We start from the raw sequence: 25,411 nt of genomic DNA, 5'->3' as shown, positions 1-25,411 counted from the left end.
ACGATCGAAAAGCGTGATCGCCGGAAAATGAGTCACGAACGACCGACGCGACCTCGCGCGGTGGTCGGCCTGTGGCACGATCACCCACGGCTTGAACCTGAGGGGTGTATCCATCGTGCGCGTCCTGTCCGTCGACCTGGGCACTTCCAACACCGTCGCGGTGCTCGCGGCGCACGGACGGCCGCCCAGGGTCGTGGAGGTGGACGGCTCGGCCACCATGCCGTCGGCCGTCTACTGCGAAGAGGACGGCACGCTGGTCGTCGGCCGTGACGCCGAGCGCCGCGCCCGCCTCGACCCCGCCCGCTTCGAGCCCAACCCCAAGCGCCGGGTGGACGACGGCGTGCTGCTGCTGGGCGACAACGTGGTGCCGGTCACCGACGCGCTGGCCGCCGTGCTGCGCCGCGTGCTCGACGAGACCACCCGCCAGCTGGGCGGCGAGCCGCTGGACGAGGTCCGCCTCACCCACCCCGCGCAGTGGGGCCCGACGCGCCGCAACGTGCTGCTGTCCGCGGCCCGCCTCGCGGGCGTGACCGGCGAGATCGTGCTGGTGCCCGAGCCGGTCGCCGCTGCCTCCCACTACGCCTCGCTGGCCGTCGGCCAGGCGCTCGCGGTGTACGACCTCGGCGCGGGCACGTTCGACGTGGCCATCGTCGGCGCCACCCAGAGCGGCTTCACCGTGCTCGCCGAGGACGGCTTGCCGGACCTGGGCGGCCTCGACGTCGACCAGGCGCTGCTCGAGCACGTCGGCCGGCAGGTCTCGCACCGCGACCCGGCCGCCTGGCAGCGGCTGCTGCGCCCGGAGTCGACGGCCGACCGCCGGGCCCGCCGCACGTTGCAGGAGGACGTGCGCGCGGCCAAGGAGTCGCTGTCGCGGCACGCGCACACCGAGGTGCCGATGCCGGAGCCGTTCGAGGACGTGCTGGTCAACCGGTCCGACCTGGAAGCGCTGGTCCGGCCGAGCATGATGCGCAGCGTGGAGCTGCTGGAGTCCACGATCCGCTCCACCGGCATGGCGCCCAACCAGCTCGCGGGCATCTACCTGGTCGGCGGCGCCAGCCGGATCCCGCTGGTGGCGACCATGATCGCCGAGCAGGTGCGGATCGTGCCGACGAGCCTGGACCAGCCCGAGACCTCGGTCGCCCTCGGCGCGCACCACGTGCCCAAGAACGGCGTCACGCCGCGGTCCCAGGAGCCTGCCAGGCCAATGGAGCCCGACACGGTCGTCACCAAGCCGGTGACCCCGCCGTCCGGCGCGTTCCAGCAGCCGAACCCGGCGGTCAGCGGCGCGCACCCGGTGAACCCGAGCGCGAGCGGCGCGTACCAGGTGAACCCCAGCGCGAGCGGCGCGTACCAGGTCAACCCCAGTGCCAGCGGCGCCTACCAGGTGAACCCGAACGCCAGCGGCGCGTACCAGGTCTACCCGCAGACCGGGCCGCAGCAGTTCAACTTCCCGACCGTCGCACCCCGCGCGCAGACCAAGCCGGAGCGGAAGAAGCCCAACCGGACCGTGCTGATCTCGGCGGGCGCGGCCGTGGTGCTCGTGCTGGCCGTGGTCGGCGGCATCTTCGCGCTCAACGGACCCGGCGTGCCCAGCGCGCAGGAGTGCAAGAACGACACCCAGCAGGACGACAAGGGCTTCACCGAGTGCCTGCGCCTGCTCGCGGGCACGATCCCGGACACCAGCACGTGCAAGGCGGGCGGCACGCCCGGCGTGGGCGGCGTCGACGGCATCAAGGGCACCGTGGTCAGCTGCGCGGTGAAGGACGACTACTCGGTGCAGTACGTGCTCACCGAGACGGTCGTCGGCGCGCAGCACGGCGCGGAGGCCGTCGTGCGGTCGCTCAAGACCGACATGGTCGAGGCGCAGTGGGCCGGCAACGGCCTCACCGGCAAGTACCGGGCCGCCGCGGACGGCGGGCTCGGGCTGCTCGTGTTCACCGCGAACGACCTGCCGCTGCTCGGCATCGTGACCAAGAGCGGTGGCGAGGAGCTGACCGCCGACCAGGTCGCGGACTTCTTCGAGGCCGCGGTCCAACCCGGCACCTGAGACCCGGACGGTGGCTGGTAGGGCTCGTTCCGCCCTGGCACCCTCAAGATCATGACTGTGGTCGACGCCGTGCAGCGCAGGGTCCTGCGGGTGCTGGCGGTGACCCAGGTCCTCGGTGCGGCGGGCGTCGCCATCGGCATGGCGGTCGGCACGCTCATCGCGGCCGTGCTCGCCGACTCCGACGCGGTCGGCGGGATGGCGCAGACGGCCGCGGTGCTGGGCGCGGCGGTGTTCGCGCTGCCCGCGGCCCGGTTGGCGGCCCGGAGCGGACGCCGTCCGGCGCTGGTCCTGGGCTACGGCGCGGGCGCGGTGGGCGCGGCGGTGGCGGCGTGCGCGGTCGTGCTCGGCTCGTGGCACGTGCTGCTGGTCGCGCTCGTGCTGTTCGGCGCGGCGGCCGGCGCGAACCTCTCCGCCCGGTACGTGGGCGCGGACCTGGCCCACCCGCACCACAGAGCGCGCTCGGTGGCGTTGGTGGTGTGGGCGGCGACGGTGGGCGCGGTGGTCGGGCCGAACCTGGCCGACCCGGCGGGGCAGGTGGCCGTGCGGCTGGGGTTGCCGGTGGGCGCCGGACCGTACCTGCTGTCGGCGGTGCTGTTCGGCCTGGCCGCGCTCGTCGTCCTGCGGTTCCTGCGGCCCGATCCGCTCACGGTGGCGAAAGCGGCCGTCGCGCCCGCGGCCGGCACCAAGCGGTCGGTGGCGGTGTGGCGGTCGCTGCCCGCCGCCGGGAAGCTCGCGCTGGGCGGCCTGGCGCTGTGCCACACGGCGATGGTCGGCCTGATGTCGATGACGCCCGTGCACATGGAGCACGGGGGCTCGTCGTTGCGCGTCGTGGGCGTGGTGGTCAGCCTGCACGTCGCCGCGATGTACGCGGCCGGCCCGCTGTTCGGGTGGATGGCCGACCGGCTCGGCCGGGTGCCGGTGCTGGCGATCGGCGCGGCGCTCGTGGTCGCCGCGTCCGGCATCGCGGGCATGGCCCCGTCGCACGACGCGCCGCAGCTCGCCGCGGGGATGGCGCTGCTGGCGTTCGGCTGGTCGGCGGGCGTGGTGGCGGGATCGGCGCTGCTCACGGAGTCGGTCGACGTGGTGGACCGGCCGGCCGCGCAGGGCCTGTCGGACCTGTGCATGAACGTCGGCGGCGCGCTCGGCGGCGTCGTGGCGGGCGTCGTGGTGACCGCGTGGTCCTACGCCGCGCTGGGCCTGGTCGTCGGGTTCACCGCGCTGCCGCTGCTGATGACGTGCCTGTTCGCGTCGTCGCAGCGGGTGTGGTGATCAGCGCTTGCGGTTGTACCAGAGCGCGCGCAGGCCGACCACGATCGCCGCGACGAGACCGGCGATCACCGCGATCGTGGCGATCGGCGACGACATGCCCGTGGGGTCTTCCTGCAACAACAGCACCCGTCGAGGTTAGCGCGCCGCCGCCGCGAACTCGCGCACGCGGACCGTTTCGCCCGCCGTGCGCCAGACCATGCCCCAGGCCAGGCGCGGCGCGCCCACCAGCGGCAGGAACGCGATCTTCGGGCGGGCGAAGTAGCCGACCGCGTGCGCGCCCAGCGGGCAGACGCCCTCGCCGTCGGCGATCGCGGTGAGCAGTTCCTGGAACGTCGTGACGTCCCGACCGCGCTTGATCGGCGCGCCCTTCGGCGTCGTGTCGCGCCAGTAGGCGGCGCGGAAGACCGTGTCGCGGGCCAGGTCTTCCAGGGTCACGGACTCCTGCCGCGTGAACGGGTGGGTGTCGGACACGGCGAGCACCAAGGGCTCTTCGTGCACGACCGGCCCGGACGTCAGGTCCGGCTCGCGGACCGGGAACAACGTCACCAGCACGTCCACCTCGTCGGCCCTGAGCAGCGAGAACGGGTCGGTGAACGGCGCCTCCCGCACGCGCACCCGGCTGTCGGGGTGGCGGGCGCGGAACGTGTCGAGGACGTCGGAGACGAGATCGGCGAGGGCAGGCGCCTCGAACCCGACGCGCAGCAGGGACGTGCCGCGGGCGGCCTCCACAGCGCGCGCTATGCCGTCCACGATCTGCTTGTGGGCCGGCGCCAGGTCGTCACGCAGGCGGCGGCCGATGGGCGTGAGCGCGACCCTTCGACTGGTCCGCTCGAACAACGGCGCGCCGATGCGGCGTTCCAACTGCTTGACGGACTGGCTGACCCGCGCCTGGGAGACGTGCAGCCGCTCGGCGGTGCGGCCGAAGTGCAGCTCCTCCGCCAGCGCCAGGAAAACCTCCAGGTCACGTCGTTCCATAACCCTCAGGTTATCGTTCCATTCGATCGTCGTCGTTGTTCGGCGCCTGCGCCGCGACGAGTCTCGACCTCATGGAAAACACCCTGCTCGTCCGCGCCGACCAGGCCGAGAAGCTCGACGCCGACCCCGCCGCCGTGGTCACCCTCCTCGCCGACCTCGACGGCCTGACCAGCAACCGGTCCACCTTCCGCGACGGCGCCGACGGCGCGCCGCCGCACTTCCACACCCGCGCCTCGGAGCTGTTCTTCGTGCTCGACGGCACGCTCCAGGTGCTGCTGGACCAGGACGTGGTGACCCTGGAGCGCGGCGACTTCCTCGTGGTGCCGCCACGCGTGCCGCACGCGTTCGGCGCGCTCAAGGGCGCCGACGCGGACGTCCTGTACGTCTTCACGCCGGGCGTGGGTCGGTTCGACTACTACCGCCTACTCGACCGCGTGCAGCGCGGCGAGGCGAGCCCGCAGGAGATCCGCGACTCGCAGGACCGGTTCGACAACCACTACGTCGACAGCCCGGCCTGGACGGCGGCGCGCTGACCGGGCCCGTTGTTACCGTGGCGCATGACCAGCGAATCCCCTGCGGTCCGACCGCGTCGGCGCGAGCAGCTCCGCGACTTCCTGCGGACCTGCCGGGCGCGGCTCACGCCTGCGGACGTCGGCGTGGTGGCGGTGGGCAGGCGTCGGACGCCGGGGTTGCGGCGCGAGGAGGTCGCCGCGCTGGCCGGGGTCGGGGTGTCCTGGTACACGTGGCTGGAGCAGGGCCGTGACATCACGGTCTCGTCGGAGGTGCTCGACGCGGTCAGCCGGGCGCTGCGCCTGACCGACCTCGAACGCGCGCACCTGTACCTGCTGGCCGGGCTCAACCCGCCGCGGGTCGGTGGCGCGCGAGGTGACGAGGTCAGCCCGGAGCTGCGGCGCCTGCTCGACGCGTGGCTGCCGCGGCCCGCGATCCTCCGGGACCGGTACTGGAACCTGCTCGCGATCAACGACGCGACCCGGACGGTGTTCGGCTACGACGACACCGACCACAACTGCCTGGTCACGTTCTTCACCAATGCCCGGTACCGCGACATGCACGTCCACTGGGCGTCGGTCGCGCCGGTCGTCGTCGCCGCCTTCCGGGCCGACGCGGCGCACGCGCCCGGCGACCCCGGGTTCGACCGGGTGGTCGACGAGCTCGGCGCCGTGAGCGCCGAGTTCGCCGAGCTGTGGGCGCGCCACGAGGTGGGCGCGCAGGTGCAGGCGGTGAAGGCGATCCGCCACCCGGAGGCCGGTGACCTGGTCTTCGACGTGACGACCCTGGCGGTGGCCGACGGCTCGGACCGGTACCTGGAGCTGTGCAACCCGCGGCCCGGCACCGGGACGGAGGAACAACTCGAACGCTTGGCGCACGCGGCCGTCCCGGTCTGATCGGCGCGCGAAGGTGGTGGTGGCACTCCCGGGTTGAGCGCGCACTGCCTGCCCTCGACGCCGGTCGGCACGCTGGGTGCCATGACGCACAGCACTTCCCGGTTCAAGGACAAGATCGCGCTCGTCACCGGCGGCACGAGCGGCATGGGGCTGGCCGTCGCGCGGAGGTTGCTCGCCGAGGGCGCGCGGGTGGTCGTCACCGGCCGCGACCAGGCCCGGCTGGACGCCGCGGTCGAAGAGCTGGAAGGCGGTGACTCCGTCCTCGCGGTGCGCGGCGACGTGGCGAGCCTCACCGACCTCGACGCGCTGGCGGACGCGATCCGGGACCGGCACGGGCGGCTGGACGTGGTCTTCGCGAACGCGGGCGTCGCGTCGTTCCAGCCGAGCGGCGACGTCACCGAGGCCGAGTTCGACCGCCTCGTGGACATCAACTTCAAAGGTGTGTTCTTCACCGTCCAGAAGACCCTCCCGCTGCTGTCCGACCACGCCTCGATCGTGATCAACGCGTCGTGGACGCTGCACCGCGGTCTGCCCGGCGCGTCCCTCTACGCGGCGACCAAAGCGGCCGTGCACAACCTGGCGCACACCCTGGCGGCCGAACTGGCGCCCAGGGGAGTGCGGGTGAACTCGGTCAGCCCCGGCTACATCGAGACCCCGATGTTCCACGACAACGTCTCCGCCGAGGCGGGAGCCGCCGTCGTCGCCGCGGTCGCTGCCGGTCGGATCGGCACCGCCGAGGACGTCGCCGCCGCGGTCGCGTTCCTCGCCTCCGGTGAGGCGTCCTACGTCAACGGGCAGGACCTGGTCGTCGACGGTGGCCTGGTCGCCGCCGCTCTGAGTTGACCGGTTCCGCTCGACGACGTCGGCGGTCCGGTCCGGGTGGCCGCGCGTTAGGCTGGACCCGATGCGCATCACGATGTTCCGCAAGCTGATGGCCAGGGAGTTCGGCCAGGTCAGGGCGGAGATGGTGGCCCGGGACCACGTGCTGTCCGCCCTCGGCGGTCGGACTCCCGACCAGGCGTTGGAGGCGGGTCTGTCGGCCAAGGAGATCTGGCTGGCCGTCTGCGACGCCTTCGACGTGCCGGAACAGCGGCGGTGACCCGGCGTGTCGACCAAGTGGTCGAACACCTGTTCGGCTACACTCCCCGACACGACCGGGTGACAGCACCCCGCGGGTGACCTGGTCCCCACCGGAAAATGTCGGACCCCACCCGTAACGTCGGCCCCGACATCGCACCGCGAACCCAAGACACTCCGAGGTGGACTTCCAGATGGCACCCCAGGCACCCGACCGGGACAAGGCCCTCGAACTGGCCCTGGCCCAGATCGACAAGCAGTACGGCAAGGGCTCGGTCATGCGGCTCGGCGACGAGGTCCGCGCCCCGCTCCAGGTGATCCCCACCGGTGCGATCGCGCTCGACGTCGCGCTCGGCATCGGCGGCCTGCCCCGCGGCCGCGTGGTCGAGATCTACGGCCCCGAGTCCTCGGGCAAGACGACGGTGGCGCTGCACGCCGTGGCCAACGCCCAGCGGGCCGGCGGCATCGCGGCGTTCATCGACGCCGAGCACGCGCTCGACCCGGAGTACGCGAAGAAGCTGGGCGTCGACACCGACGCGCTGCTGGTCTCCCAGCCCGACACGGGCGAGCAGGCGCTGGAGATCGCGGACATGCTGGTCCGCTCCGGCGCGCTCGACATCCTGGTCATCGACTCGGTGGCGGCCCTGGTGCCCCGCGCCGAGATCGAGGGCGAGATGGGCGACAACCACGTGGGTCTGCAGGCCCGGTTGATGAGCCAGGCGCTGCGCAAGATCACCGGCGCGCTCAGCAACTCCAACACCACCGCGATCTTCATCAACCAGCTGCGCGAGAAGATCGGCGTGATGTTCGGCTCGCCCGAGACCACGACCGGTGGCAAGGCGCTGAAGTTCTACGCGTCGGTGCGGCTGGACGTGCGGCGCATCGAGACCCTGAAGGACGGCGGCGAGCCGGTCGGCAACCGCACCAGGGTCAAGATCGTGAAGAACAAGGTGGCCCCGCCGTTCAAGCAGGCCGAGTTCGACATCCTCTACGGCCAGGGCATCAGCCGTGAGGGTTCGCTCATCGACATGGGTGTCGACCAGGGCATCCTGCGCAAGTCCGGCGCCTGGTACACCTACGAGGGCGACCAGCTGGGCCAGGGCAAGGAGAACGCGCGGAAGTTCCTGCGCGACAACCCGGACGTGGCGAACGAGATCGAGAAGCGGATCAAGGACAAGCTGGGCATCGGTGCCACCCTCGACGCCGAGGAGCCCGCCGCGGCGCCGGTCGAGTTCTAAGCCGGCGTGGCGGGACGAGGTGGCCGTGGTCGCGGGCTGTCCCGCGACCCTTCGGCCGACGACGCCGAGCCGCGCCCGGTCGACCCGGCGAAGGAGCAGCGCAAGGCGACGGACATCTGCTACGCGCTGCTCACCGCCCGGGCCCGGACCCGCGTCGAGCTGAAGGACGCCCTGCTGCGCAAGGGCATCAGCGAGCAGACGGCCGAGCTGGTGCTGGCCAAGTTCGACCGGGCGGGCCTGATCGACGACGCCGCGTTCGCCGAGGTCTGGGTCCGCTCGCGGCACGCGCACCAGGGCCTGGCCCGCCGTGCCCTGGCCGTGGAACTGCGGCGCAAGGGTGTGGCGGACGAGGTGGCGGCCGAGGCCGTCGCCGCGGTGGACGACGAGGCCGAGGAAGACCGGGCGCGCGACCTCGTGCGCAAGAAGCTGCGCACCATGGCGGGCCTGGACGACACCACCAAGATCCGCCGCCTGGTCGCCGCCCTGGCCCGCAAGGGCTACGGGGAAGGCCTGGCCTACCGCGTGGTCCGCGAGGAACTGCGCCGGGCGGGCGAGGACACCACGACGTTGGACGACCTGGCTCAGGACTGAAGGGCGGACCGCCGCCGGGATCGGGTGCGGCGACCGGTCATCGCGGGCCGAGGCGGGGCTCGAGGGCGAACAGGTTGTCGGTCGGGTCGACCACCGCGTCGAAGCGGGCGCCCACCCGGTGGTCCGGCCGGTGCCGGCCGCGGTAGGTCGCGTCGAACGGCGGCACGTCGTCACCGCCGATGCGCAGGCTCAGCACCGAGGTGTCAGGCCCTTCCTCTTGGTGGACCACCTCCAACCCGACGACCTCGGCGATCGCGGGCCGACCGGCTTGCCGCAGCCGCGCGGTGTCCGCCTCGGCCCGGTTCGCCGTCGCCCACATGTCACCGCCGAGGGCCGCCAGGACCACCATCGCGATGACCACGCCGACCAGCGCCCACCACGGCCAGTCGAGGTCTTCGAGGTACCACACCGCGAGTGGGATCAGAGCGCACAGCCAGCACAACACCGCGCTGACCCTGAGCCACAACCGCCCGCCCGCGCCGTCGGTCTCCGCCTGCCTGGCGTTCCCGCCCCCGCCGGTGATCACCCCGTGAGCGTATGCGCACTCACGGCAGCGTTCGGGTCAGCCGCCAGTACTGGCGCTTCTTCTCCTCGCGCACGACGACGCCGAGCCGGCTCAGCTCCTCCCGCAGCTCGGCCGCGTCCTCCTTGTCCTCCTTGCGCAACGCCTCGGCCCGCACCTTCAGCAGCGCGTTCGCGCCGGGCGGCAGGTCCGGCGTGCCGTCGACCCACCGCCGGTAGTCCTCCCGGTACGGGTCGCCGTCCAACCACTGGTAGCCGTGCGTCTGGAACGCCTCGGCCAGCGCCTCCGGCTTCAGGTCGTGACCCTCCCGGGCCAGCTCGCCGGTGTCCACGCCGAGCAGCACGAGCTTCTTGCCGTCCAGGAACACCCCGGACACCAGCGTCCGGTCGAAGCTGCGGTGCCTGCCGCCCCGGAGCAGCTCGACCCCCTCGTTGAACACCTCGACCACCAGCCGCTCGTGCGCCGCGATCCCGGCCACCACGAGCCCGAGCAACGCGCCGACCGCGACCGAACCGATCGTCGCCCACGGCTCCGGCACGGACGCCACCAACCGGAACGGTCCCTGCATCGGGGCCCACGACAGGTCGGCCACCCACCCGGCGATCGACTTCAAGCCCCACACCACGAGCGCGCCCAGCACCGGGAACCCGACCGACACCAGCGCCACCTGCCCGCGTGGCTCGGCGACCACCGTGGTTCGTCGCGCGTCCATCCCCCACTACCTCCCCAGAAGTGAGCACTCAACCTATCGCCGTAGCCTGTTCGAGTGAGGATCAGGGCCGACCACGTCGTCTGGGACTGGAACGGCACCTTGTTCGCCGACAACGACGCCGTGCTCGCCGCGGTCAACCGGGTCTGCGCCGACTTCGGCCACGCGGCCATCACGCTGGAGCACTGGCGCGAGGTGTTCAGCCGCCCGATCAAGGACTGCTACGAGCGGATGTTCGGCCGTCCGCTGACGGCGGCGGACTGGGCTCGCATCGACACCGTCTACCACGCCGAGTACCGCGCGTTGATGGACCGCTGCGGCCTGGCCGCCGGCGTGCCCGACCACCTGCGGGCGCTGCGCCACAGCCAGTCGCTGCTGTCGATGTGGTTCCACGACGAGCTGGTGCCGCTGGTCACCCGCTTCGGCCTCGGCGAGCTGTTCAGCCGGGTCGACGGCCTCAAGTCCGCGGGCGACGGCGGCTCGAAGGCCGAGCACCTCGCCGAGCACCTGGCGGCCCTGCGGCTGTCCCCGCGCGATGTCGTGCTCATCGGCGACGTGGCCGACGACGCCGAAGCCGCCCGGCACGTCGGCGCGCAGGTCGTCCTGGTCGCCACCGGCACCAGCTCGCGCCAGGTGCTCGAACGCACCGGCGCACCGGTCGCCGACTCGATCCCGGAAGCCCTCGCCTACCTGACCTGACGAAGGGCGCCTCCCCGGCACGGGAAGACGCCCTCCGTCGAGATCAGAGCACAGTGATCAGAGGGCCGACGCGGCCCGCGCCAGCTCTTCGATCCGAGCCCAGTCGCCGGACACCAGCGCGTCCTTGGGCGCGAGCCACGACCCGCCGACGCACCCGACGTTCGGCAGCGCCAGGTAGTTCGGCGCGGTCGCCGGCGTGATGCCGCCGGTCGGGCAGAACCGCAGGCCGGGCAGCGGGCCGCCGATGGACTTCAGGTAGTCCACCCCGCCCGCGGCCTCGGCCGGGAAGAACTTCAGCGACGTCAACCCGCGCTCGGCCAGCCGCATCGCCTCCGACACGGTCGCCGCGCCCGGCAGGAACGGCAGCCCGGTGTCCTCGGCCGCGTCCAGCACCCGGTCGGTCGACCCCGGCGTGACGAGGAACGCAGCACCGGCCTTGGCCGCCTGCTCGGCGTGCTCCGGCGCGGTCACGGTGCCGGCGCCGATCACGATGCCCGGCACCTCCGCCGCCACCCGCTCGATCGCGGCCAGCGCCGCCGGCGTGCGCAGCGTCAGCTCGATCACGCGCACACCGCCGCGCAGCAACGCCTCCGCCAGCGGCACGGCGTGCTCGGCGTCGTCCACGACGACGACCGGGATGACGGGGGACAGCGCCAGCAGATCCGCCGCCGTCGCGTGAGCCGGGGCGTTGGTCACCGGGACACCTCCTGGTTGAGCTGGCCTTCGAAGTGCGAGGCCGCGATCGGTCCGAACACGCTCGCGCCCCGGTCGGCGGGCCCGATCGCCCGGCGCAGCGCGGCGAACAGCTCCCGGCCCGTGCCGGTCCACGCCTGCGCGTCCGGCGGGAAGTCCACCAGATCGCGCGCGGCCAGCTCCGCCGGGTCCACGAACGCCTCCAGCGTGCCGGTCTCGGCGTCCAGCCGCAGCACGTCGCCGTCACGCACGCGCGCCAGCGGACCGCCCACGGCCGCCTCCGGCGTGACCTGGATGGCCGCCGGGATCTTGCCCGACGCGCCGGACATCCGCCCGTCGGTGACCAGCGCGACCTTGAAGCCCCGGTCCATCAGCACGCCCAGCGCGGGCGTCAGCTTGTGCAGCTCGGGCATCCCGTTGGCCTGCGGACCCTGCTGCCGCACCACCACGACCACGTCCCGCTCCAGCTCACCGGCCTGGAACGCGGCGCTGAACGCCTCCTGCGAGGTGAACACCCTGGCGGGCGCCTCCACGACCCGGTCCTCCGGCTTGACCGCCGACACCTTGATCACCGCACGCCCGAGGTTGCCCGACAGCATGCGCAGGCCACCGTCGGCCGCGAAGGGCTCGGACGCGGGCCGCAGCACGTCGGTGTCGAGCGAGCGCGGCGGGCCCGGTCGCCACATCAGCACGCCCTCGACCAGCACCGGCTCCTGCCGGTAGCGGTCGAGCCCGGCGCCGGCCACGGTCTTCACGTCGGCGTGCAGCAGGCCCGCGTCCAGCAGCGTCGAGACGAGGAACGACACGCCGCCGGCCGCCTGGAAGTGGTTGATGTCCGCCGACCCGTTCGGGTAAACGCGGGCCAGCAGCGGCACCACCGAGGACAGCTCGGCGAAGTCGTCCCAGCTCAGCTCGATGCCGGCGGCCGACGCGATGGCGACCAGGTGCATGGTGTGGTTGGTCGACCCGCCGGTGGCCAGCAGCGCGATCACGCCGTTGACCACGGACTTCACGTCCACCACGTGCCCGATCGGGGTGTAGTCCTCGCCCCGGCTGATCTCCACCGCGCGCCGCGCGGCCTCCTCGGTCAGCGCCTTGCGCAGCTTGGTGCCCGGCGGCACGAAGCTCGCGCCGGGCAGGTGCAGGCCCATGACCTCGACCACGAGCTGGTTGGAGTTCGCCGTGCCGTAGAACGTGCAGGTCCCGGGGCTGTGGTAGGACTGCGCCTCGGCTTCGAGCAGGTCCTCGCGGGTCGCCTTGTTCTCCGCGAACAGCTGCCGCACGCGGGCCTTCTCCGAGTTCGGCAGGCCGGAGCTCATGGGGCCCGCGGGCACCAGGATCGCGGGCAGGTGCCCGAACGACAGCGCGCCGATCAGCAGGCCGGGCGTGATCTTGTCGCACACGCCGAGCAGCAGCGCCGAGTCGAACATCTCGTGCGACAGGGCGATGCCGGTGGCCATCGCGATGACCTCGCGGCTGAACAGCGAGAGCTCCATGCCCGCGCGGCCCTGGGTGATGCCGTCGCACATGGCGGGCACGCCGCCCGCGAACTGCGCCACGCCGCCGACGGCCCGCGCCGCGTCCTTGATCCACGCGGGGTACTCGTGCATCGGCTGGTGGGCGGACAGCATGTCGTTGTACGCGGACACGATCGCCACGTTCGGGCGACGCAATGCCCGGAGGAGGTCTTTGTCACCGCCCGTGATCCCGGCGAAGCCGTGGGCCAGGTTGCTGCACGCCATGTCGCGGCGGGCGGGGCCGTCTTGCTGGGCTTGGGCGATTCGTTCCAGGTAGGCGGACCGGCCGGCGGCGCTGCGGGCGGCGATTCGAGCCGTCACTTCGGCGACGACGGGATGCACGCTCATGGTTCGCTGTCTCCGGTGGTGATCACGGGCCGTGGTGGGCCCGGTGGGACGACAGCGCTGGCGTCGCACGGACGGACGTGACAGCAAGCACAGTATGTCACGACACATGATCGTGACAAAAACGATTCAGATCCTGGGACGCGACTCGGGACACACTGTGGTTCTTGTCACAAGGGCTTCCACTTGGCAGAGTCGGCACACGGATCGACCCGAGGGAGGTGCTGACCATGACGTCCTCCGAGATCGTGGAGCTGCGCCGGGCGCTTGGCCAACTGCGCCACTGCGTCGGCGGCCTGCGCGCGCGGTACGGCGACGTGGCCGCGGTGCAGAGGCTGGCCAACGACGTCGAGCGCATGGACATCGACGCGACCGAGCTGGCGGACTTGGACACCACGCCGCGGCCGCGTGAAGCGCCTCGGGTCGAGAGGGAGGTCGTCGTCGTGCCGGACACGCCGTACGACCCGAAGCTGTGGCACGACGCCGACGACGAAGGACTCGGCGGCTACCGCAGTCATCGAACCTGAGCTGAGGAGAGGACCGGCCCCCGCGTGCGAACGCGGGGGCCGCTCCCGTTTCAGGGCCGGTGATGTGTCCCAAACCACAATGTGTCCCGCACCACAACGACGTGGAACGAGGTGAGGTATGAGGGCGCAGATCGCCCAGCGCACGTTGCGCACAGACCGGTGGTGGCTACCGCCGCTGGCGACGTTCGCGGGCCTGCTCCTGATTTCGATCTACGCGGCCGTGCGGACCTTCATGGGCGACTACTACTGGGTGGACGAGTACCGCTACCTGACGCCCATGTACTCGCCGTGCCTGACCGAGGAGTGCCTGCCGAACGCGGCGCACTTCGGCCGCCTGCTGCCCGAGCTGCCGGGGTTCCTCACCCCGCCGGTGATCATCATCCCGTTCCTGCTCGGCTTCCGGGTGACCTGCTACTACTACCGCAAGGCGTACTACCGGGCGGCGTGGATGTCCCCGCCCGCGTGCGCGGTGGCCGAGCCCCACGCCAAGTACACCGGTGAGACCCGCTTCCCGCTCATCGCGCAGAACCTGCACCGGTACTTCTTCTACGCGGCGTCGCTCCTGCTGCTGATCAACATCTACGACGCGGTCTTCGCGTTCAGCACCGGCATCGGCCTCGGCAACATCGTGCTGCTGGTCAACGTCGGCCTGCTCGGCGCGTACACGCTGTCGTGCCACTCGTGCCGCCACATCGCGGGCGGGCGGTTGAAGCACTTCTCCAAGCACCCGGTCCGGTACTGGGCGTGGACGCAGATCTCCAAGCTCAACGCGAAGCACATGCAGCTGGCGTGGGCCTCGCTCATCTTCGTCTGCGTCACGGACCTCTACGTCGCGCTGGTCGCCTCCGGGACGATCGCCGACCTCCGATTCGTCAACTGAGGAGTGGTTTTGCCCGAGCTGGAACGGCATTCGTTCGACGTGCTCGTGATCGGTGCCGGCGGTGCGGGGTTGCGCGCCGCGATCGAGGCCCGCGAACACGGGATGCGCACGGCGGTGCTGTGCAAGTCGTTGTTCGGCAAGGCCCACACGGTGATGGCCGAGGGCGGCATCGCCGCGGCCATGGGCAACGTGAACTCGAACGACAACTGGCAGGTGCACTTCCGCGACACCATGCGCGGCGGGAAGTTCCTGAACAACTGGCGGATGGCCGAGCTGCACGCCAAGGAGGCGCCCGACCGGGTCTGGGAGCTGGAGACCTACGGCGCCCTGTTCGACCGCACCAAGGACGGTCGGATCAGCCAGCGCAACTTCGGCGGCCACGAGTACCCGCGCCTGGCGCACGTCGGCGACCGCACGGGGCTCGAGCTGATCCGCAGCCTCCAGCAGAAGGTGGTGTCGCTGCAGCAGGACGACCACGCCGAGACCGGCGACTACGAGTCGCGGCTGAAGGTGTTCCAGGAGTTCACCGTCACCGACCTGGTGCTGGACGGCGGTCGGGTGGCCGGCGCGTTCGGCTACTGGCGCGAGTCGGGCCGGTTCGTGCTGTTCGAGGCGCCCGCCGTGGTGCTCGCGACCGGCGGCATCGGCAAGTCGTTCAAGGTGACGTCGAACTCGTGGGAGTACACCGGCGACGGTCACGCGCTGGCCCTGCGCGCGGGCGCGTCCCTGATCAACATGGAGTTCGTGCAGTTCCACCCGACCGGCATGGTCTGGCCGCCGTCGGTGAAGGGGATCCTGGTCACCGAGTCGGTCCGCGGTGACGGCGGCGTGCTGCGCAACTCCGACGGCAAGCGGTTCATGTTCGACTACATCCCCGAGGTGTTCAAGGACAAGTACGCCGACAACGAGGCCGAGGCCGACCGCTGGTACGCCGACCCCGGCAAGAACCGGCGGCCACCGGAGCTGCTGCCGCGCGACGAGGTGGCGCGTGCCATCAACTCCGAGGTCAAGGCCGGTCGCGGGTCCGAGCACGGCGGCGTGTTCCTGGACGTCTCGACGCGCCTGCCCGCCGAGGAGATCATGCGGCGGCTGCCGTCGATGCACCACCAGTTCAAGGAGCTGGCGGACGTCGACATCACCGCGCAGCCGATGGAGGTCGGGCCGACCTGCCACTACGTGATGGGCGGCGTGCAGGTCGACCCGGACACGGGCGCGTCGTCGGTGCCGGGGTTGTTCGCGGCGGGTGAGGTGTCCGGCGGGATGCACGGCTCGAACCGGCTCGGCGGCAACTCGTTGTCCGACCTGCTGGTGTTCGGTCGCCGTGCGGGCGCGGGCGCGTCGGACTACGTGGCCGGGCTCGCGGCTCGGCCGGTGTGCTCGGACGAGGCCGTCGCCGAGGCGGAGCGGACGGCCGTGGCGCCGTTCTCCGGTTCCGACGAGGGTGGCGAGAACCCGTACACGCTGCACATGGAGTTGCAGCAGGCGATGAACGACCTGGTCGGCATCATCCGGAAGGCCGACGAGATGGACCAGGCGATCAAGCGCCTGGAGGAGCTGAAGCGGCGGGCCGCGACCCTGGTGGTCGAGGGGCACCGGCAGTTCAACCCGGGCTGGCACCTGGCGCTGGACCTGCGGAACATGCTCGTGGTCAGCGAGTGCGTGGCGCGGGCCGCGCTGCTGCGGACGGAGAGCCGCGGCGGGCACACGCGGGACGACTTCCCGGGCATGGACGCCGACTGGCGGCGCAAGCTGCTGGTGTGCACGCTGTCGGGCTCCTCGGTCGAGGTGGTGGAGGAGCCGCAGATCCCGATCCGGGCGGACCTGCTGGCGTTGTTCGAGCACAGCGAGCTGCAGAAGTACCTGACCGCCGACGAGCTGGAGGGCTGACATGGGGTACCAGGGGCACTTCCGGGTGTGGCGCGGTTCGGACGAGGGCGGTGGTCTGGAGGACTTCACCGTCGAGGTCAACGAGGGTGAGGTCGTGCTCGACGTCATCCACCGGTTGCAGGCGACGCAGACGCCCGACCTGGCCGTGCGGTGGAACTGCAAGGCGGGCAAGTGCGGGTCGTGCTCGGCGGAGATCAACGGCAAGCCGAGGCTGCTGTGCATGACGCGGATGTCGGTGTTCGCGGAGGACGAGACGGTGACCGTGACGCCGATGCGCACGTTCCCCGTGATCCGCGACCTCGTCACGGACGTGTCGTACAACTACCAGAAGGCGCGTGAGGTCCCCGCGTTCAAGCCGCCGGCCGGCGTGGCGCCGGGGGAGTACCGGATGCAGCAGGTCGACGTGGAGCGCTCGCAGGAGTTCCGCAAGTGCATCGAGTGCTTCCTGTGCAACAACACGTGCCACGTGATCCGCGACCACGAGGAGAACAAGGAGTCGTTCGCCGGGCCGCGGTTCCTGATGCGGGTGGCCGAGCTGGAGATGCACCCGCTCGACGAGGCCGACCGGGTGCAGGAGGCGCAGTCGTCGCACGGTCTGGGTCTGTGCAACATCACGAAGTGCTGCACGGAGGTGTGCCCGGAGCACATCAAGATCACCGACAACGCGTTGATCCCGATGAAGGAACGGGTGGCCGACCGGCGTTACGACCCGATCGTCTGGCTGGGCAACAAGCTGTTCCGCAACAAGGCCTGACACCGGACCCGCGTCGCGTCACACGACGGTGGCGCGACGCGGGTCCCGGCCATCAGACGACGCGGACCCGCTCGCTGAGCAGCGGCCGGTAGTGGTCGGTCAGGCCGGGGTAGCGGGCGCGCCACGCGCCGGAGGGCTGGTTCGGCACCGTGGCCGAGAACGCGTGCTCGCCGGAGCTCGCGTACTCGGCGTTCGGCACGGTCGCCACCGTGGTCCACGTGTCGGTGCCCGCGGCGCGGAACTGGATCTCGACCGGGATCGGGTAGGGCGTGCTGCCGCCGTCGAACCGCAGCCGGCCGCTCGCGGTGACCGCGCCGGACGTGTCACGGACCGCGGTGAAGGCGGTGAACGCCGCCGGCTGGTAGACCACGATGTCCCTGGTCGTGGTGCCGGTGGCGATGAAGATGTCCTCGAACGGGGCGAACAGCTCGAACTTGCCGGTCGCCGGCGGCGTCGTGGGAAGGTGGAAGCGGCCGTCGGCGTCAGTGGTCGCGGTGCCCACGAACGTTTGGCAGACGGTCTGGTACGAGTAGCAGAACCAGACGTGCACGGGTTGGCCCGCCGCCGGCTGCCGCCCGCCGGGCGCCTCCCAGGTCACCCGCCCGGACAGCACGGCCTCCTCGCCGCGGTCGATCCGCCGCGGCTCGACGCGGGTCGTGATGGTGGAGGGCGAGCGCGTCAGGGTCACGTCGATCGCGTGGGTGCCCGCGCCCAGCATGCCGTCCCTGCTGTGGAACGTGGCCTGCACGAACCCTTGGTCCTCGTAGAACGCGTCCTGGTCCATCGGCAGGGTGGCGCGGTAGGACCCGTCGGCCGCGGTGATCGCGTCGACGTAGTGGCCGCCGTACCCGTTGCTCAGGTCGACGGCGGCGTTCGCGATGGGCTTGACCTCGCGCGTGGCGGGCCAGCGGCCGGTCAGCACGCCGTGCACGTCGACCGACCGGCGCGCGTAGGTGGCGGTGGGGTCGTCAGAGAGGAACGTGAGCGTCGTGTCGACGTAGTAGGACAGCGAGCCCTCCTGGGCACGCGGGGTGCTGACGCCGGCCGCGTCGGTGGCCTCCACGTCGACGCGGTAGCCGCCGAGCTGGTCCAGTTGCAACGGCGCGGGTGTGCGCCAGACGCCGTCGACGGCCGTGCCGGAGTGCAGCACGAACTCGTCGACGACGGCCACGTCCTGACCGGTCGCGTACGACACGACGTAGGCGCGCAGCGAGGCGATGCCGGCGTCGGCGGACGCGGAGACCTCCAGCGTGCCGAGGTCGCCGGTGGCGCTGTGCGCCCACCGCACGCTCGGTCCGGCGGCGGCGTGGGCGGTGGTGGTGACGGGCAGCGCGGCCAGCGCGAGCACGGCGACGGCCAAGGCGGATCTTCGCATGGTCGATCTCCCCCACTTCTCGGTGCGGCCTCCCACAGCCGCCTGGCGGGACTCTAGGACGCGCGCCCGCGTCCGCCGTGCACTTCGGCAGGAGTGGGTCCGTCCGGCGCAAGGGCCTTGTCCGACGTCCGCGCCGTGGTCCACCGCCGCACGTCGGGGACCAGGGTGACGAGGCCGAGCACCGCGAGCACCGCGCCCAGCCACAACGGCGCGCGCAGGCCGTGGTCGGCGATGAGCAGGCCGCCCAGCCACGACCCGATGATGATGCCGGACGTGATGAACGACCCGTGCACGGTGTTGACCAGCGCGCCTGTGTTGCCCGTGCGCTGCACGCGGGTCACCAGCGCGGGGTTCATCGTGACGCCGACCAGGCCGATGCCGAGCAGGCTCACCACCGCGGGCGCCTTCTCGTCGGCGAACAGGGCGAAGGCGGTGAGGAAGAGGGCGTTGAGCCCGAGTCCCGCGAGCAGGGCGGGCAGGGCGTGGCGGTCGGCCAGCCGGCCGACCACGTGGTTCCCGACGAGCGTGGCCGCGCCGTAGGCGATGAGCAGCAGCGGGACCGTTCCCGTGGCGAAGCCGGTGACCTCGGTCAGGATCGGGTTGGCGTAGCTGAACGCGGCGAACGTCGCGCCGATGACGCACGTGCTGGTGGACAGCACGAGCCACAGCCTCGGCCGGGCGACGGCGCGCAGTTCGGCGCGCACGGTCGTGTCGCCGCCGGCTCGGTCCAGCCGCGGCACGCCCGCGACCGTGCTGGCGGCGGCCACGACGGTGAGCGCGGCGATGCCCCAGAACGCCGCGCGCCAGCCGAGGTGCGCGCCGACGAACGTGGCCAGCGGCAGGCCGAGGAGCGTGCCGAGCATCAGTCCGTTGAGGACGGTCGCGGTGGCGCGCCCGCGCAGGTGCTCCGCGACCAGGGCGGAGGTCACCGACAGCGCCACGCCGAAGAACGCCTGCGCCGCGGCGCCCGTGATGACTCGGGCGACCAGCATGACGCCGTAGTCGGTGGCCGTGGCGGCGAGGACGTTGCCGGCGAGGAAGACGGCGAACAGCGCCATCAGCGCGGGCTTGGGCCGGAGTCGGAGCATGAGCACGCCGAGCAGCGGGCCGCCGACGGCCATCGCGGCGGCGAACGCGGTGATCAGGTAGCCGATCTCGGGGATGGTGACGTGCAGGCCGGCGGCCATCTGCGGCATCAGGCCGGCGACGACGAACTCGCTGGTGACCATGGCGAAGATGCCGAGGGCGAGCAGGTGGACGACACGGGGCATTCCGGGTGCTCCTGTTTTGTATTGATCTGTCTAAAATGAGGGCGTGCTCGATCCAGCGGTGACCCTCCGGAGTCCTAGAGGGCGTCCAGGGCGGTGGACGCGATGGCCTTCAGCGTCGGGATGTCCGCGCCGCCCTGACCGGCGACCCGGATGCCCGCGATGACCGCGTTGACGAACCGCGCCAGCTCCGCGGGCTGCTGCTTCGACGTGAACCGGCCGTCGCGTTGGCCGGCGGCGATGACCGCTTCCAGCGCGTCGAGCCTGCGTCGCTGGTCGCGGTCGACCAGTTCGGCGGCCTCGCGGTCCCGCCCGGCCAGCTCCACGGTGGTGTTCACGGTCAGGCAACCGATACCGCGATCGTCCCGCCGGTGCTCCACCTCGCCCGCGATGATCGCGTCGAACAGGTCGCGCAGGCGTTGTCCGGGCGACCGCGTCTCGTCTTCGAGCAGTGCGATCTGGCCGGCGGTCATCAGCTCGGTGTAGCGGACGAGGGCGCGCTTGAAGAGCTCGTGCTTGCTGGTGAACGTGTTGTAGATGCTGCTGCGGCCGAGACCGGTGGCGCGGCACAGGTCTTCGGTGGACGTGGCCTCGTAACCGTTCGCCCAGAACGTCCGCATGGCCGCGTCGAGCGCCTGCTCCTCGTCGAACTCCTTGGGTCGGGGCACGGGGGAGACGGTAGCAGGTTTTGGAACGGACTGTACAAAATTCGAGGAGTCAGTCACCCGGAAGCCCGTGCAACAAGCAGTGCCGCCGCCCACCATCGTCGCCGTACGTGGCCGCGACCTAATCGCACGGCCGGAATGCTGTTCTGCGTGGTCGAATACGACCCGTTGCCAACTCGTACGCGGCCTCGGCGGTGAAACGCTCGCACAACCGGCGTTGCTTCTGTGGTTGAAGGGGTGGCGCAAGCGCCACCCCTTCAACATCGTGCACCACGAAGGTGGTGCGTGTCGGCTGTGATCAGCTCGACATCGTCGTCACTTCGACTCCTTGACAGTCGTCGAAGGGTGGGACTTGCCGTACTTTTTGGTGACGTAGCGCCCCGTCTTGGCGCTGCGGTACTTCGCGGCCATCCTTCTCACCTCCTCTCGTGCATCTAGATCAACTTGTTTGTTGAGCGAGAGCACGAGAGGATCCGTCGGCGACAACGAGGGCTCAAGTGCTCTCACTCTTAACTGGGCCCCGGCGCGCCAACGCCGGGGCCCAGTTGTCTGTCAGCTGCAGCCCGAGGTGGAGCCGCAGCCCTCGCACAGGTAGCACGAGCCGGCCGGGCGCATCTTCGTGCCGCACGTCATGCAGAGCGGCGCGTCGGCGGCCTTGCCCAGGTGCAGTTCGAGCAGTTCCGTCGAGCTGCCGACCCTGACGTCCTGCGGCTTGGACTTCTTCTCCTCCGGCGCCGGGGTGGTCGACGTGGCCGGAGCCGCGTCGACCGACGTGCGCAGACCCTCCAGGTCCACGTCGCCGTTGCCGTAGTCGGACGAGACCTGCGCGGTGCGCTCGTCGGCGGTGAAGATGCCGAGCTGCGCCCGCTTCTCGAACGGCAGGTAGTCCAGCGCCAGGCGGCGGAACAGGTAGTCCAGGACGCTCGTCGCGATGCGGACGTCCGGGTCGTCCGTCATGCCCGCCGGCTCGAAGCGCAGGTTCTGGAACTTCGAGACGTAGAACTCCAGCGGGATGCCGTACTGCAGACCCACCGAGATGGACATGGAGAACGCGTCCATCACGCCGGCCAGCGTCGAGCCCTGCTTGCCCAGCTTGACGAAGATCTCGCCGAGGCCGTCGTCCGGGTACGAGCCGGCGTGCAGGTAGCCCTCCGCGCCGCCGACCGTGAACGACACCGTCTGCGACGGGCGCTTCTTCGGCAGCCGCTTGCGCACCGGGCGGTACTCCACGACGGTCTCGGGCTTGGCCTCCGACGACGCGACCGCCGACGACTTGGCCGACTTGCCCGCCGACAGCGGCTGGCCGACCTTGCAGTTGTCGCGGTAGATCGCCAGCGCCTTGAGACCGAGCTTCCAGCCCTGGTAGTAGATCTCCTCGACCTCCTCGACGGTCGCCGTCTCCGGCATGTTCACCGTCTTGGAGATCGCGCCCGAGATGAACGGCTGCACCGCGGCCATCATCCGCACGTGGCCCATCGGCGCGATCGAGCGGTCGCCCATGGCGCAGTCGAACACCTCGTAGTGCTCGGTCTTGAGGCCCGGCGCGTCCACCACGTGGCCGTGCTCGCCGATGTACTCGACGATCGCCTCGATCTGCTCCTGCTGGTAGCCGAGGACCTTCAGCGCCCGCGGCACGGTCTGGTTGACGATCTGCATCGAGCCGCCGCCGACCAGCTTCTTGAACTTCACCAGCGCCAGGTCCGGCTCGATGCCGGTGGTGTCGCAGTCCATCATCAGGCCGATGGTGCCGGTGGGCGCGAGCACGCTGGCCTGCGCGTTGCGCCAGCCGTTGCGGGCGCCGATGCGCTGGCACTCCTGCCACGCCCTGGTCGCGACCTTCTGCACCGCGCCGTCGTTCGCGTGGTACGTGCGCAGCATGTCGTTGGCGGCCGAGTGCTTGCGGATGACCCGCTGGTGCCCCTCGGCGTTGCGGGCATAGCCCTCGTACGGGCCGACGATGCCCGCCAGTTCGGCGGACCGCTTGTACGCCACGGCCTGCATCAGGGACGTGATTGCGGCGGCCAGCGCGCGGCCACCCTCGGAGTCGTACGCGTGACCGGTCGCCATGAGCAGCGCGCCCAGGTTCGCGTAGCCGATGCCCAGCTGGCGGAACGCGCGGGTCGTCTCGCCGATCGCGGGCGTCGGGAAGTCCGCGAAGCAGATCGAGATGTCCATCGCGGTGATGATCAGCTCGACCGACTTGGCGAACAGCTCCGCGTTGAACGTGCCGTCGTCGGAGAGGAACTTCATCAGGTTCAACGACGCCAGGTTGCAGCTGGAGTTGTCCAGGTGCATGTACTCCGAGCACGGGTTCGAGGCCGTGATGCGGCCCGACTCCGGCGTGGTGTGCCAGTCGTTGATCGTGCCGTCGTACTGGATGCCCGGGTCGGCGCACTCCCACGCGGCCTGCGCCAGCTTGCGGAACAGGTCCTTCGCGTCGATGTGCTCGATGACCTCGCCGGTCTGGCGGGCGCGCAGGCCGAACTGCCCGCCGTTCTCGTAGGCGTGCATGAACTCGTCCGACACGCGGATCGAGTTGTTCGCGTTCTGGTACTGCACGGACACGATGTCCTTGCCGCCCAGGTCCATGTCGAACCCGGCGTCGCGCAGCGCGCGGACCTTGTCCTCTTCCCGCGCCTTGGTCTGGATGAACTCCTCGACGTCCGGGTGGTCGACGTCCAGCACGACCATCTTCGCCGCACGGCGGGTCGCGCCGCCGGACTTGATGGTGCCCGCGGACGCGTCGGCGCCGCGCATGAACGACACCGGGCCGGACGCCGTGCCGCCGGAGGACAGCAGCTCCTTGGACGACCGGATGCGCGAGAGGTTCAGGCCCGCGCCGGAGCCGCCCTTGAAGATCAGGCCCTCCTCGCGGTACCAGTTCAGGATCGACTCCATCGTGTCGTCGACCGACAGGATGAAGCAGGCGCTGACCTGCTGCGGCGAGCTGGTGCCCACGTTGAACCAGACCGGCGAGTTGAAGCTGAACACCTGGTGCAGCAGCATCCAGGTCAGCTCGTGCTCGTAGATCTCGGCGTCCTCGGCGGTGGTGAAGTAGCCGTGCTTGACGCCCGCCTCGACGTAGGTCTTCACCACGCGGTCGATGAGCTGGCGCAGGCTGTGCTCGCGCTGCGGCGTGCCCACCGCGCCGCGGAAGTACTTGCTGGTGACGATGTTGGTGGCGTTGACCGACCAGAAGTCGGGGAACTCGACGCCCCGCTGCTCGAAGTTCACCGAGCCGTCGCGCCAGTTCGTCATGACGACGTCGCGGTGCTCCCAGGTGACCTCGTCATAGGGGTGCGTGCCCGCGGTGGTGTAGACGCGCTCCACCTTCAGCTTGGCGTTCTTGTCCCCCGCACCGTTGCGGGTGGCCGTCTTCTTGCTGGAGCCACCGACGGTCTCCGTCATTCCGACTTCCTCATTCCGTTTCACGAGTTCTCGACGTCCGATGCGCGACCCACGTCCGGGCTCCCCCCGTCCGAGCCGGTCAGGCGCAGTTGTCTTGCGTCGCGTCCGCTCAGTCGTCCGTGCGCTGGGCGGTGCGAAGATCGGAGATCTCCTTCTCGAAGTCCTCGACGGACGAGAAGGAGCGGTAGACGGAGGCGAACCGCAGGTAGGCCACCTCGTCCAGGTCGCGCAGGGGGCCGAGGATGGCCAGGCCCACCTCGTGGCTCGGGATCTCGGCGTTGCCGCCCGAGCGGATGGACTCCTCGACGCGGTGCGCGAGCTGTTGCAGGGCGTCCTCGTCGACCGGGCGGCCCTGGCAGGCGCGGCGCACGCCGTTGACGACCTTGTCGCGGCTGAACGGCTCGGTGACGCCGGAGCGCTTGACCACCGCGAGCACGGCTTCCTCCACGGTGGTGAACCGGCGACCGCAGCTCGAGCAGGAGCGCCTGCGACGGATCACCTGACCCTCGTCGACCTCGCGCGAGTCGACGACGCGGCTGTCGGCGTTGCGGCAGAACGGGCATCGCACGGCTGGTCTCCCCTCCTCCGCGCAGCATCCATCGCGTTAGCCCCCATGGCGGGGAATACCCCAACCTGTGGACTAACTACGTTGGTGTAACCACTAGATGTAGGGGTCAACCTATGCCCGCGCCCTACTCGTCTGCAAGTCGGACACACCGGCCGGCGTTCACTCGATGGGATGCCAGCGCTGCGCGACGCACCGGTCACGGACCGCCCCCCGGGCCCGTCGCAGGTCACCGCCGATTCGCAAACACAAACGCGCGTGTCGAACGCTCGCGCCCACCGTGTCGAACGCTCAGGACCCCCGAGTTCAACGTTCCGGACGTTGAACTCGGGGGTCCTGGAGGTTCGACACGCGGGACCTGGAGGTTCGACACGCGCGAGTGCGTGGGGAGGTCAGGGGGTGCCGTTGGGGACGACCAGGGACTGGCCGGGGACGACGTCGGAGTCCGGGAGGGAGTTCAGCTCGCGGATGCGGGACACGACGGCGTCCGGGTCGCTGGCGGGTGCGCTGCGCTCGGCCACGTCCCACAGCGACTCGCCCACCTGGACGTGCACGACGCTGGTCCGTTCGGGCACGGTGGTGGCGCCGGATGTGTACAGGAAGAGCAGGCTCAGCAGTCCGGCGAAGACGGCCGCGACCGCTGAGTACGCGACGAACTGGACGGCCGGGTGGCGCTGCGGCCGGACCTCGCAGGCGACCGGCTCGGGCGCGGTCCGGCGCACGGCGAGCGGGCGGGGGCGCGTCGACGGGCGGCGGTTGTCCTTATCGTGTACGTCGAACCGGCGGAGGACCCGTGGTCCGGGTCGCAATCCCGCACCGCGGGCGACGTCCTCGGCACCGGCGCCGTCGACCAGTTCGAAGCTGTTACGGGTGCCAATGACCACCGCCATGATGTCCTCCAACGCAGGTCATCCGATCATGATCGAACCTGTGTTCGATCGAACGTCCGTGCGAATGTCTACCACTTCGCCGGGCGAAATCGCTAGGACACGC

General features: G+C 71.0%; 25 protein-coding genes. 13 read left to right on the top strand and 12 right to left on the bottom strand.

The genetic code is table 11. The features are described from left to right. Positions 1-115 precede the first annotated feature (115 nt). Positions 116-2,047 (top strand): Hsp70 family protein, encoded by a 1,932-nt coding sequence (locus LNK82_RS10310; RefSeq protein WP_230566706.1) that lies wholly within the window; start codon positions 116-118, stop codon positions 2,045-2,047. 51 nt (positions 2,048-2,098) lie between these two features. Next, positions 2,099-3,316: an MFS transporter gene (locus tag LNK82_RS10305; protein WP_230566705.1), complete on the top strand. Its 1,218-nt coding sequence runs from the start codon at positions 2,099-2,101 to the stop codon at positions 3,314-3,316. Here LNK82_RS10305 and LNK82_RS46665 read toward each other — a convergent pair whose 3' ends face one another. Both LNK82_RS46665 and LNK82_RS10300 read right to left on the bottom strand, forming a co-directional pair. After that, on the bottom strand, positions 3,317-3,442 hold the full coding sequence (locus LNK82_RS46665) for a hypothetical protein (RefSeq protein WP_268996229.1): 126 nt from the start codon (positions 3,440-3,442) through the stop codon (positions 3,317-3,319). 9 nt (positions 3,443-3,451) lie between these two features. Next, a complete protein-coding gene (locus LNK82_RS10300; protein ID WP_230566704.1) occupies positions 3,452-4,291 on the bottom strand; it encodes a LysR family transcriptional regulator in 840 nt (279 codons plus the stop codon). Positions 4,292-4,362: 71 nt separating this feature from the next. Between LNK82_RS10300 and LNK82_RS10295 the strand changes: the two genes are divergently transcribed. From LNK82_RS10295 to LNK82_RS10270, 6 genes are all read left to right on the top strand, one after another. Next, on the top strand, positions 4,363-4,824 hold the full coding sequence (locus LNK82_RS10295; protein ID WP_230566703.1) for a cupin domain-containing protein: 462 nt from the start codon (positions 4,363-4,365) through the stop codon (positions 4,822-4,824). Between the two features lie 24 nt (positions 4,825-4,848). Continuing rightward, complete coding sequence (locus LNK82_RS10290) at positions 4,849-5,697, top strand: helix-turn-helix transcriptional regulator (RefSeq protein ID WP_230566702.1); 849 nt, start codon at positions 4,849-4,851, stop codon at positions 5,695-5,697. An 81-nt stretch (positions 5,698-5,778) separates the two neighbouring features. Beyond that, a complete protein-coding gene (locus tag LNK82_RS10285) occupies positions 5,779-6,540 on the top strand; it encodes a glucose 1-dehydrogenase (RefSeq protein ID WP_230566701.1) in 762 nt (253 codons plus the stop codon). A 61-nt stretch (positions 6,541-6,601) separates the two neighbouring features. Beyond that, positions 6,602-6,796, top strand: a complete 195-nt coding sequence (locus tag LNK82_RS10280; RefSeq protein ID WP_230566700.1) for a DUF3046 domain-containing protein — start codon at positions 6,602-6,604, stop codon at positions 6,794-6,796. A gap of 172 nt (positions 6,797-6,968) precedes the next feature. Continuing rightward, positions 6,969-8,012, top strand: a complete 1,044-nt coding sequence (gene recA / locus LNK82_RS10275) for a recombinase RecA (protein WP_230566699.1) — start codon at positions 6,969-6,971, stop codon at positions 8,010-8,012. A gap of 36 nt (positions 8,013-8,048) precedes the next feature. Then, positions 8,049-8,603, top strand: a complete 555-nt coding sequence (locus tag LNK82_RS10270; protein ID WP_372470461.1) for a regulatory protein RecX — start codon at positions 8,049-8,051, stop codon at positions 8,601-8,603. Between the two features lie 37 nt (positions 8,604-8,640). Here LNK82_RS10270 and LNK82_RS10265 read toward each other — a convergent pair whose 3' ends face one another. Beyond that, entirely contained in the window at positions 8,641-9,129 is a 489-nt protein-coding gene (locus tag LNK82_RS10265; RefSeq protein ID WP_230566698.1) for a hypothetical protein, read from the bottom strand. 19 nt (positions 9,130-9,148) lie between these two features. Then, positions 9,149-9,838, bottom strand: coding sequence for a YqeB family protein (locus tag LNK82_RS10260; protein ID WP_230566697.1), 690 nt, complete (start codon positions 9,836-9,838; stop codon positions 9,149-9,151). 54 nt (positions 9,839-9,892) lie between these two features. Between LNK82_RS10260 and LNK82_RS10255 the strand changes: the two genes are divergently transcribed. Beyond that, positions 9,893-10,534, top strand: a complete 642-nt coding sequence (locus LNK82_RS10255) for an HAD family hydrolase (protein WP_230566696.1) — start codon at positions 9,893-9,895, stop codon at positions 10,532-10,534. A 57-nt stretch (positions 10,535-10,591) separates the two neighbouring features. Here LNK82_RS10255 and eda read toward each other — a convergent pair whose 3' ends face one another. Both eda and edd read right to left on the bottom strand, forming a co-directional pair. Beyond that, positions 10,592-11,230 (bottom strand): bifunctional 4-hydroxy-2-oxoglutarate aldolase/2-dehydro-3-deoxy-phosphogluconate aldolase, encoded by a 639-nt coding sequence (eda, locus tag LNK82_RS10250; protein ID WP_230566695.1) that lies wholly within the window; start codon positions 11,228-11,230, stop codon positions 10,592-10,594. After that, positions 11,227-13,092, bottom strand: a complete 1,866-nt coding sequence (gene edd, locus LNK82_RS10245) for a phosphogluconate dehydratase (RefSeq protein WP_230566694.1) — start codon at positions 13,090-13,092, stop codon at positions 11,227-11,229. The genes eda and edd overlap by 4 nt, the downstream gene beginning before the upstream one ends. 227 nt (positions 13,093-13,319) lie before the next feature. Here edd and LNK82_RS10240 point away from each other — a divergent pair, with 227 nt between their 5' ends. The 4 genes from LNK82_RS10240 to LNK82_RS10225 all read left to right on the top strand — a co-directional run bounded on the left by LNK82_RS10240 (position 13,320) and on the right by LNK82_RS10225 (position 17,137). Beyond that, positions 13,320-13,616 carry an Rv0250c family protein gene (locus tag LNK82_RS10240; RefSeq protein WP_230566693.1) on the top strand — a complete coding sequence of 99 codons (297 nt, stop codon included), beginning with the start codon at positions 13,320-13,322 and terminating at the stop codon, positions 13,614-13,616. A gap of 118 nt (positions 13,617-13,734) precedes the next feature. Beyond that, positions 13,735-14,496: a succinate dehydrogenase subunit SdhC gene (gene sdhC / locus LNK82_RS10235; protein ID WP_230566692.1), complete on the top strand. Its 762-nt coding sequence runs from the start codon at positions 13,735-13,737 to the stop codon at positions 14,494-14,496. 9 nt (positions 14,497-14,505) lie between these two features. Then, the gene (locus LNK82_RS10230; RefSeq protein ID WP_230566691.1) at positions 14,506-16,383 is read left to right on the top strand and encodes a fumarate reductase/succinate dehydrogenase flavoprotein subunit; all 1,878 of its coding nucleotides are present in this window, start codon (positions 14,506-14,508) and stop codon (positions 16,381-16,383) included. 1 nt (position 16,384) lies between these two features. Beyond that, positions 16,385-17,137, top strand: a complete 753-nt coding sequence (locus LNK82_RS10225) for a succinate dehydrogenase/fumarate reductase iron-sulfur subunit (RefSeq protein ID WP_230566690.1) — start codon at positions 16,385-16,387, stop codon at positions 17,135-17,137. Between the two features lie 52 nt (positions 17,138-17,189). On the opposite strand, the gene LNK82_RS10220 is transcribed toward LNK82_RS10225, so the two are convergent. The 6 genes from LNK82_RS10220 to LNK82_RS10195 form a co-directional block, all read right to left on the bottom strand. Then, positions 17,190-18,512 (bottom strand): transthyretin-like family protein, encoded by a 1,323-nt coding sequence (locus LNK82_RS10220; RefSeq protein WP_230566689.1) that lies wholly within the window; start codon positions 18,510-18,512, stop codon positions 17,190-17,192. A 53-nt stretch (positions 18,513-18,565) separates the two neighbouring features. Beyond that, positions 18,566-19,783 (bottom strand): MFS transporter, encoded by a 1,218-nt coding sequence (locus LNK82_RS10215; RefSeq protein ID WP_230566688.1) that lies wholly within the window; start codon positions 19,781-19,783, stop codon positions 18,566-18,568. Positions 19,784-19,857: 74 nt separating this feature from the next. Next, entirely contained in the window at positions 19,858-20,448 is a 591-nt protein-coding gene (locus LNK82_RS10210; RefSeq protein ID WP_230566687.1) for a TetR/AcrR family transcriptional regulator, read from the bottom strand. A gap of 549 nt (positions 20,449-20,997) precedes the next feature. Continuing rightward, positions 20,998-23,853: a vitamin B12-dependent ribonucleotide reductase gene (locus LNK82_RS10205; RefSeq protein WP_230566686.1), complete on the bottom strand. Its 2,856-nt coding sequence runs from the start codon at positions 23,851-23,853 to the stop codon at positions 20,998-21,000. 109 nt (positions 23,854-23,962) lie between these two features. Continuing rightward, positions 23,963-24,421 (bottom strand): transcriptional regulator NrdR, encoded by a 459-nt coding sequence (nrdR, locus tag LNK82_RS10200; RefSeq protein WP_230566685.1) that lies wholly within the window; start codon positions 24,419-24,421, stop codon positions 23,963-23,965. A 389-nt stretch (positions 24,422-24,810) separates the two neighbouring features. Continuing rightward, the gene (locus tag LNK82_RS10195) at positions 24,811-25,308 is read right to left on the bottom strand and encodes a LysM peptidoglycan-binding domain-containing protein (protein WP_230566684.1); all 498 of its coding nucleotides are present in this window, start codon (positions 25,306-25,308) and stop codon (positions 24,811-24,813) included. Positions 25,309-25,411 lie beyond the last annotated feature (103 nt).

This window comes from Saccharothrix luteola (assembly GCF_020859565.1).
Classification (GTDB): Bacteria; Actinomycetota; Actinomycetes; order Mycobacteriales; family Pseudonocardiaceae; genus Actinosynnema; species Actinosynnema luteola.
The sequence above is the reverse complement of the archived record's forward strand: the minus strand, read 5'-3'. Positions and strand labels throughout refer to the sequence as shown.

Coding starts and splice junctions, on each gene's coding strand:
- LNK82_RS10305 (WP_230566705.1), top strand. CDS start 2,099: ATGACTGTGGTCGACGCCGTGCAGCGCAGGGTCCTGCGGGTGCTGGCG.
- LNK82_RS10300 (WP_230566704.1), bottom strand. CDS start 4,291: ATGGAACGACGTGACCTGGAGGTTTTCCTGGCGCTGGCGGAGGAGCTG.
- LNK82_RS10295 (WP_230566703.1), top strand. CDS start 4,363: ATGGAAAACACCCTGCTCGTCCGCGCCGACCAGGCCGAGAAGCTCGAC.
- LNK82_RS10290 (WP_230566702.1), top strand. CDS start 4,849: ATGACCAGCGAATCCCCTGCGGTCCGACCGCGTCGGCGCGAGCAGCTC.
- LNK82_RS10285 (WP_230566701.1), top strand. CDS start 5,779: ATGACGCACAGCACTTCCCGGTTCAAGGACAAGATCGCGCTCGTCACC.
- LNK82_RS10280 (WP_230566700.1), top strand. CDS start 6,602: ATGCGCATCACGATGTTCCGCAAGCTGATGGCCAGGGAGTTCGGCCAG.
- recA (WP_230566699.1), top strand. CDS start 6,969: ATGGCACCCCAGGCACCCGACCGGGACAAGGCCCTCGAACTGGCCCTG.
- LNK82_RS10260 (WP_230566697.1), bottom strand. CDS start 9,838: ATGGACGCGCGACGAACCACGGTGGTCGCCGAGCCACGCGGGCAGGTG.
- edd (WP_230566694.1), bottom strand. CDS start 13,092: ATGAGCGTGCATCCCGTCGTCGCCGAAGTGACGGCTCGAATCGCCGCC.
- LNK82_RS10240 (WP_230566693.1), top strand. CDS start 13,320: ATGACGTCCTCCGAGATCGTGGAGCTGCGCCGGGCGCTTGGCCAACTG.
- sdhC (WP_230566692.1), top strand. CDS start 13,735: ATGAGGGCGCAGATCGCCCAGCGCACGTTGCGCACAGACCGGTGGTGG.
- LNK82_RS10225 (WP_230566690.1), top strand. CDS start 16,385: ATGGGGTACCAGGGGCACTTCCGGGTGTGGCGCGGTTCGGACGAGGGC.
- LNK82_RS10220 (WP_230566689.1), bottom strand. CDS start 18,512: ATGCGAAGATCCGCCTTGGCCGTCGCCGTGCTCGCGCTGGCCGCGCTG.
- LNK82_RS10215 (WP_230566688.1), bottom strand. CDS start 19,783: ATGCCCCGTGTCGTCCACCTGCTCGCCCTCGGCATCTTCGCCATGGTC.
- LNK82_RS10205 (WP_230566686.1), bottom strand. CDS start 23,853: ATGACGGAGACCGTCGGTGGCTCCAGCAAGAAGACGGCCACCCGCAAC.
- LNK82_RS10195 (WP_230566684.1), bottom strand. CDS start 25,308: ATGGCGGTGGTCATTGGCACCCGTAACAGCTTCGAACTGGTCGACGGC.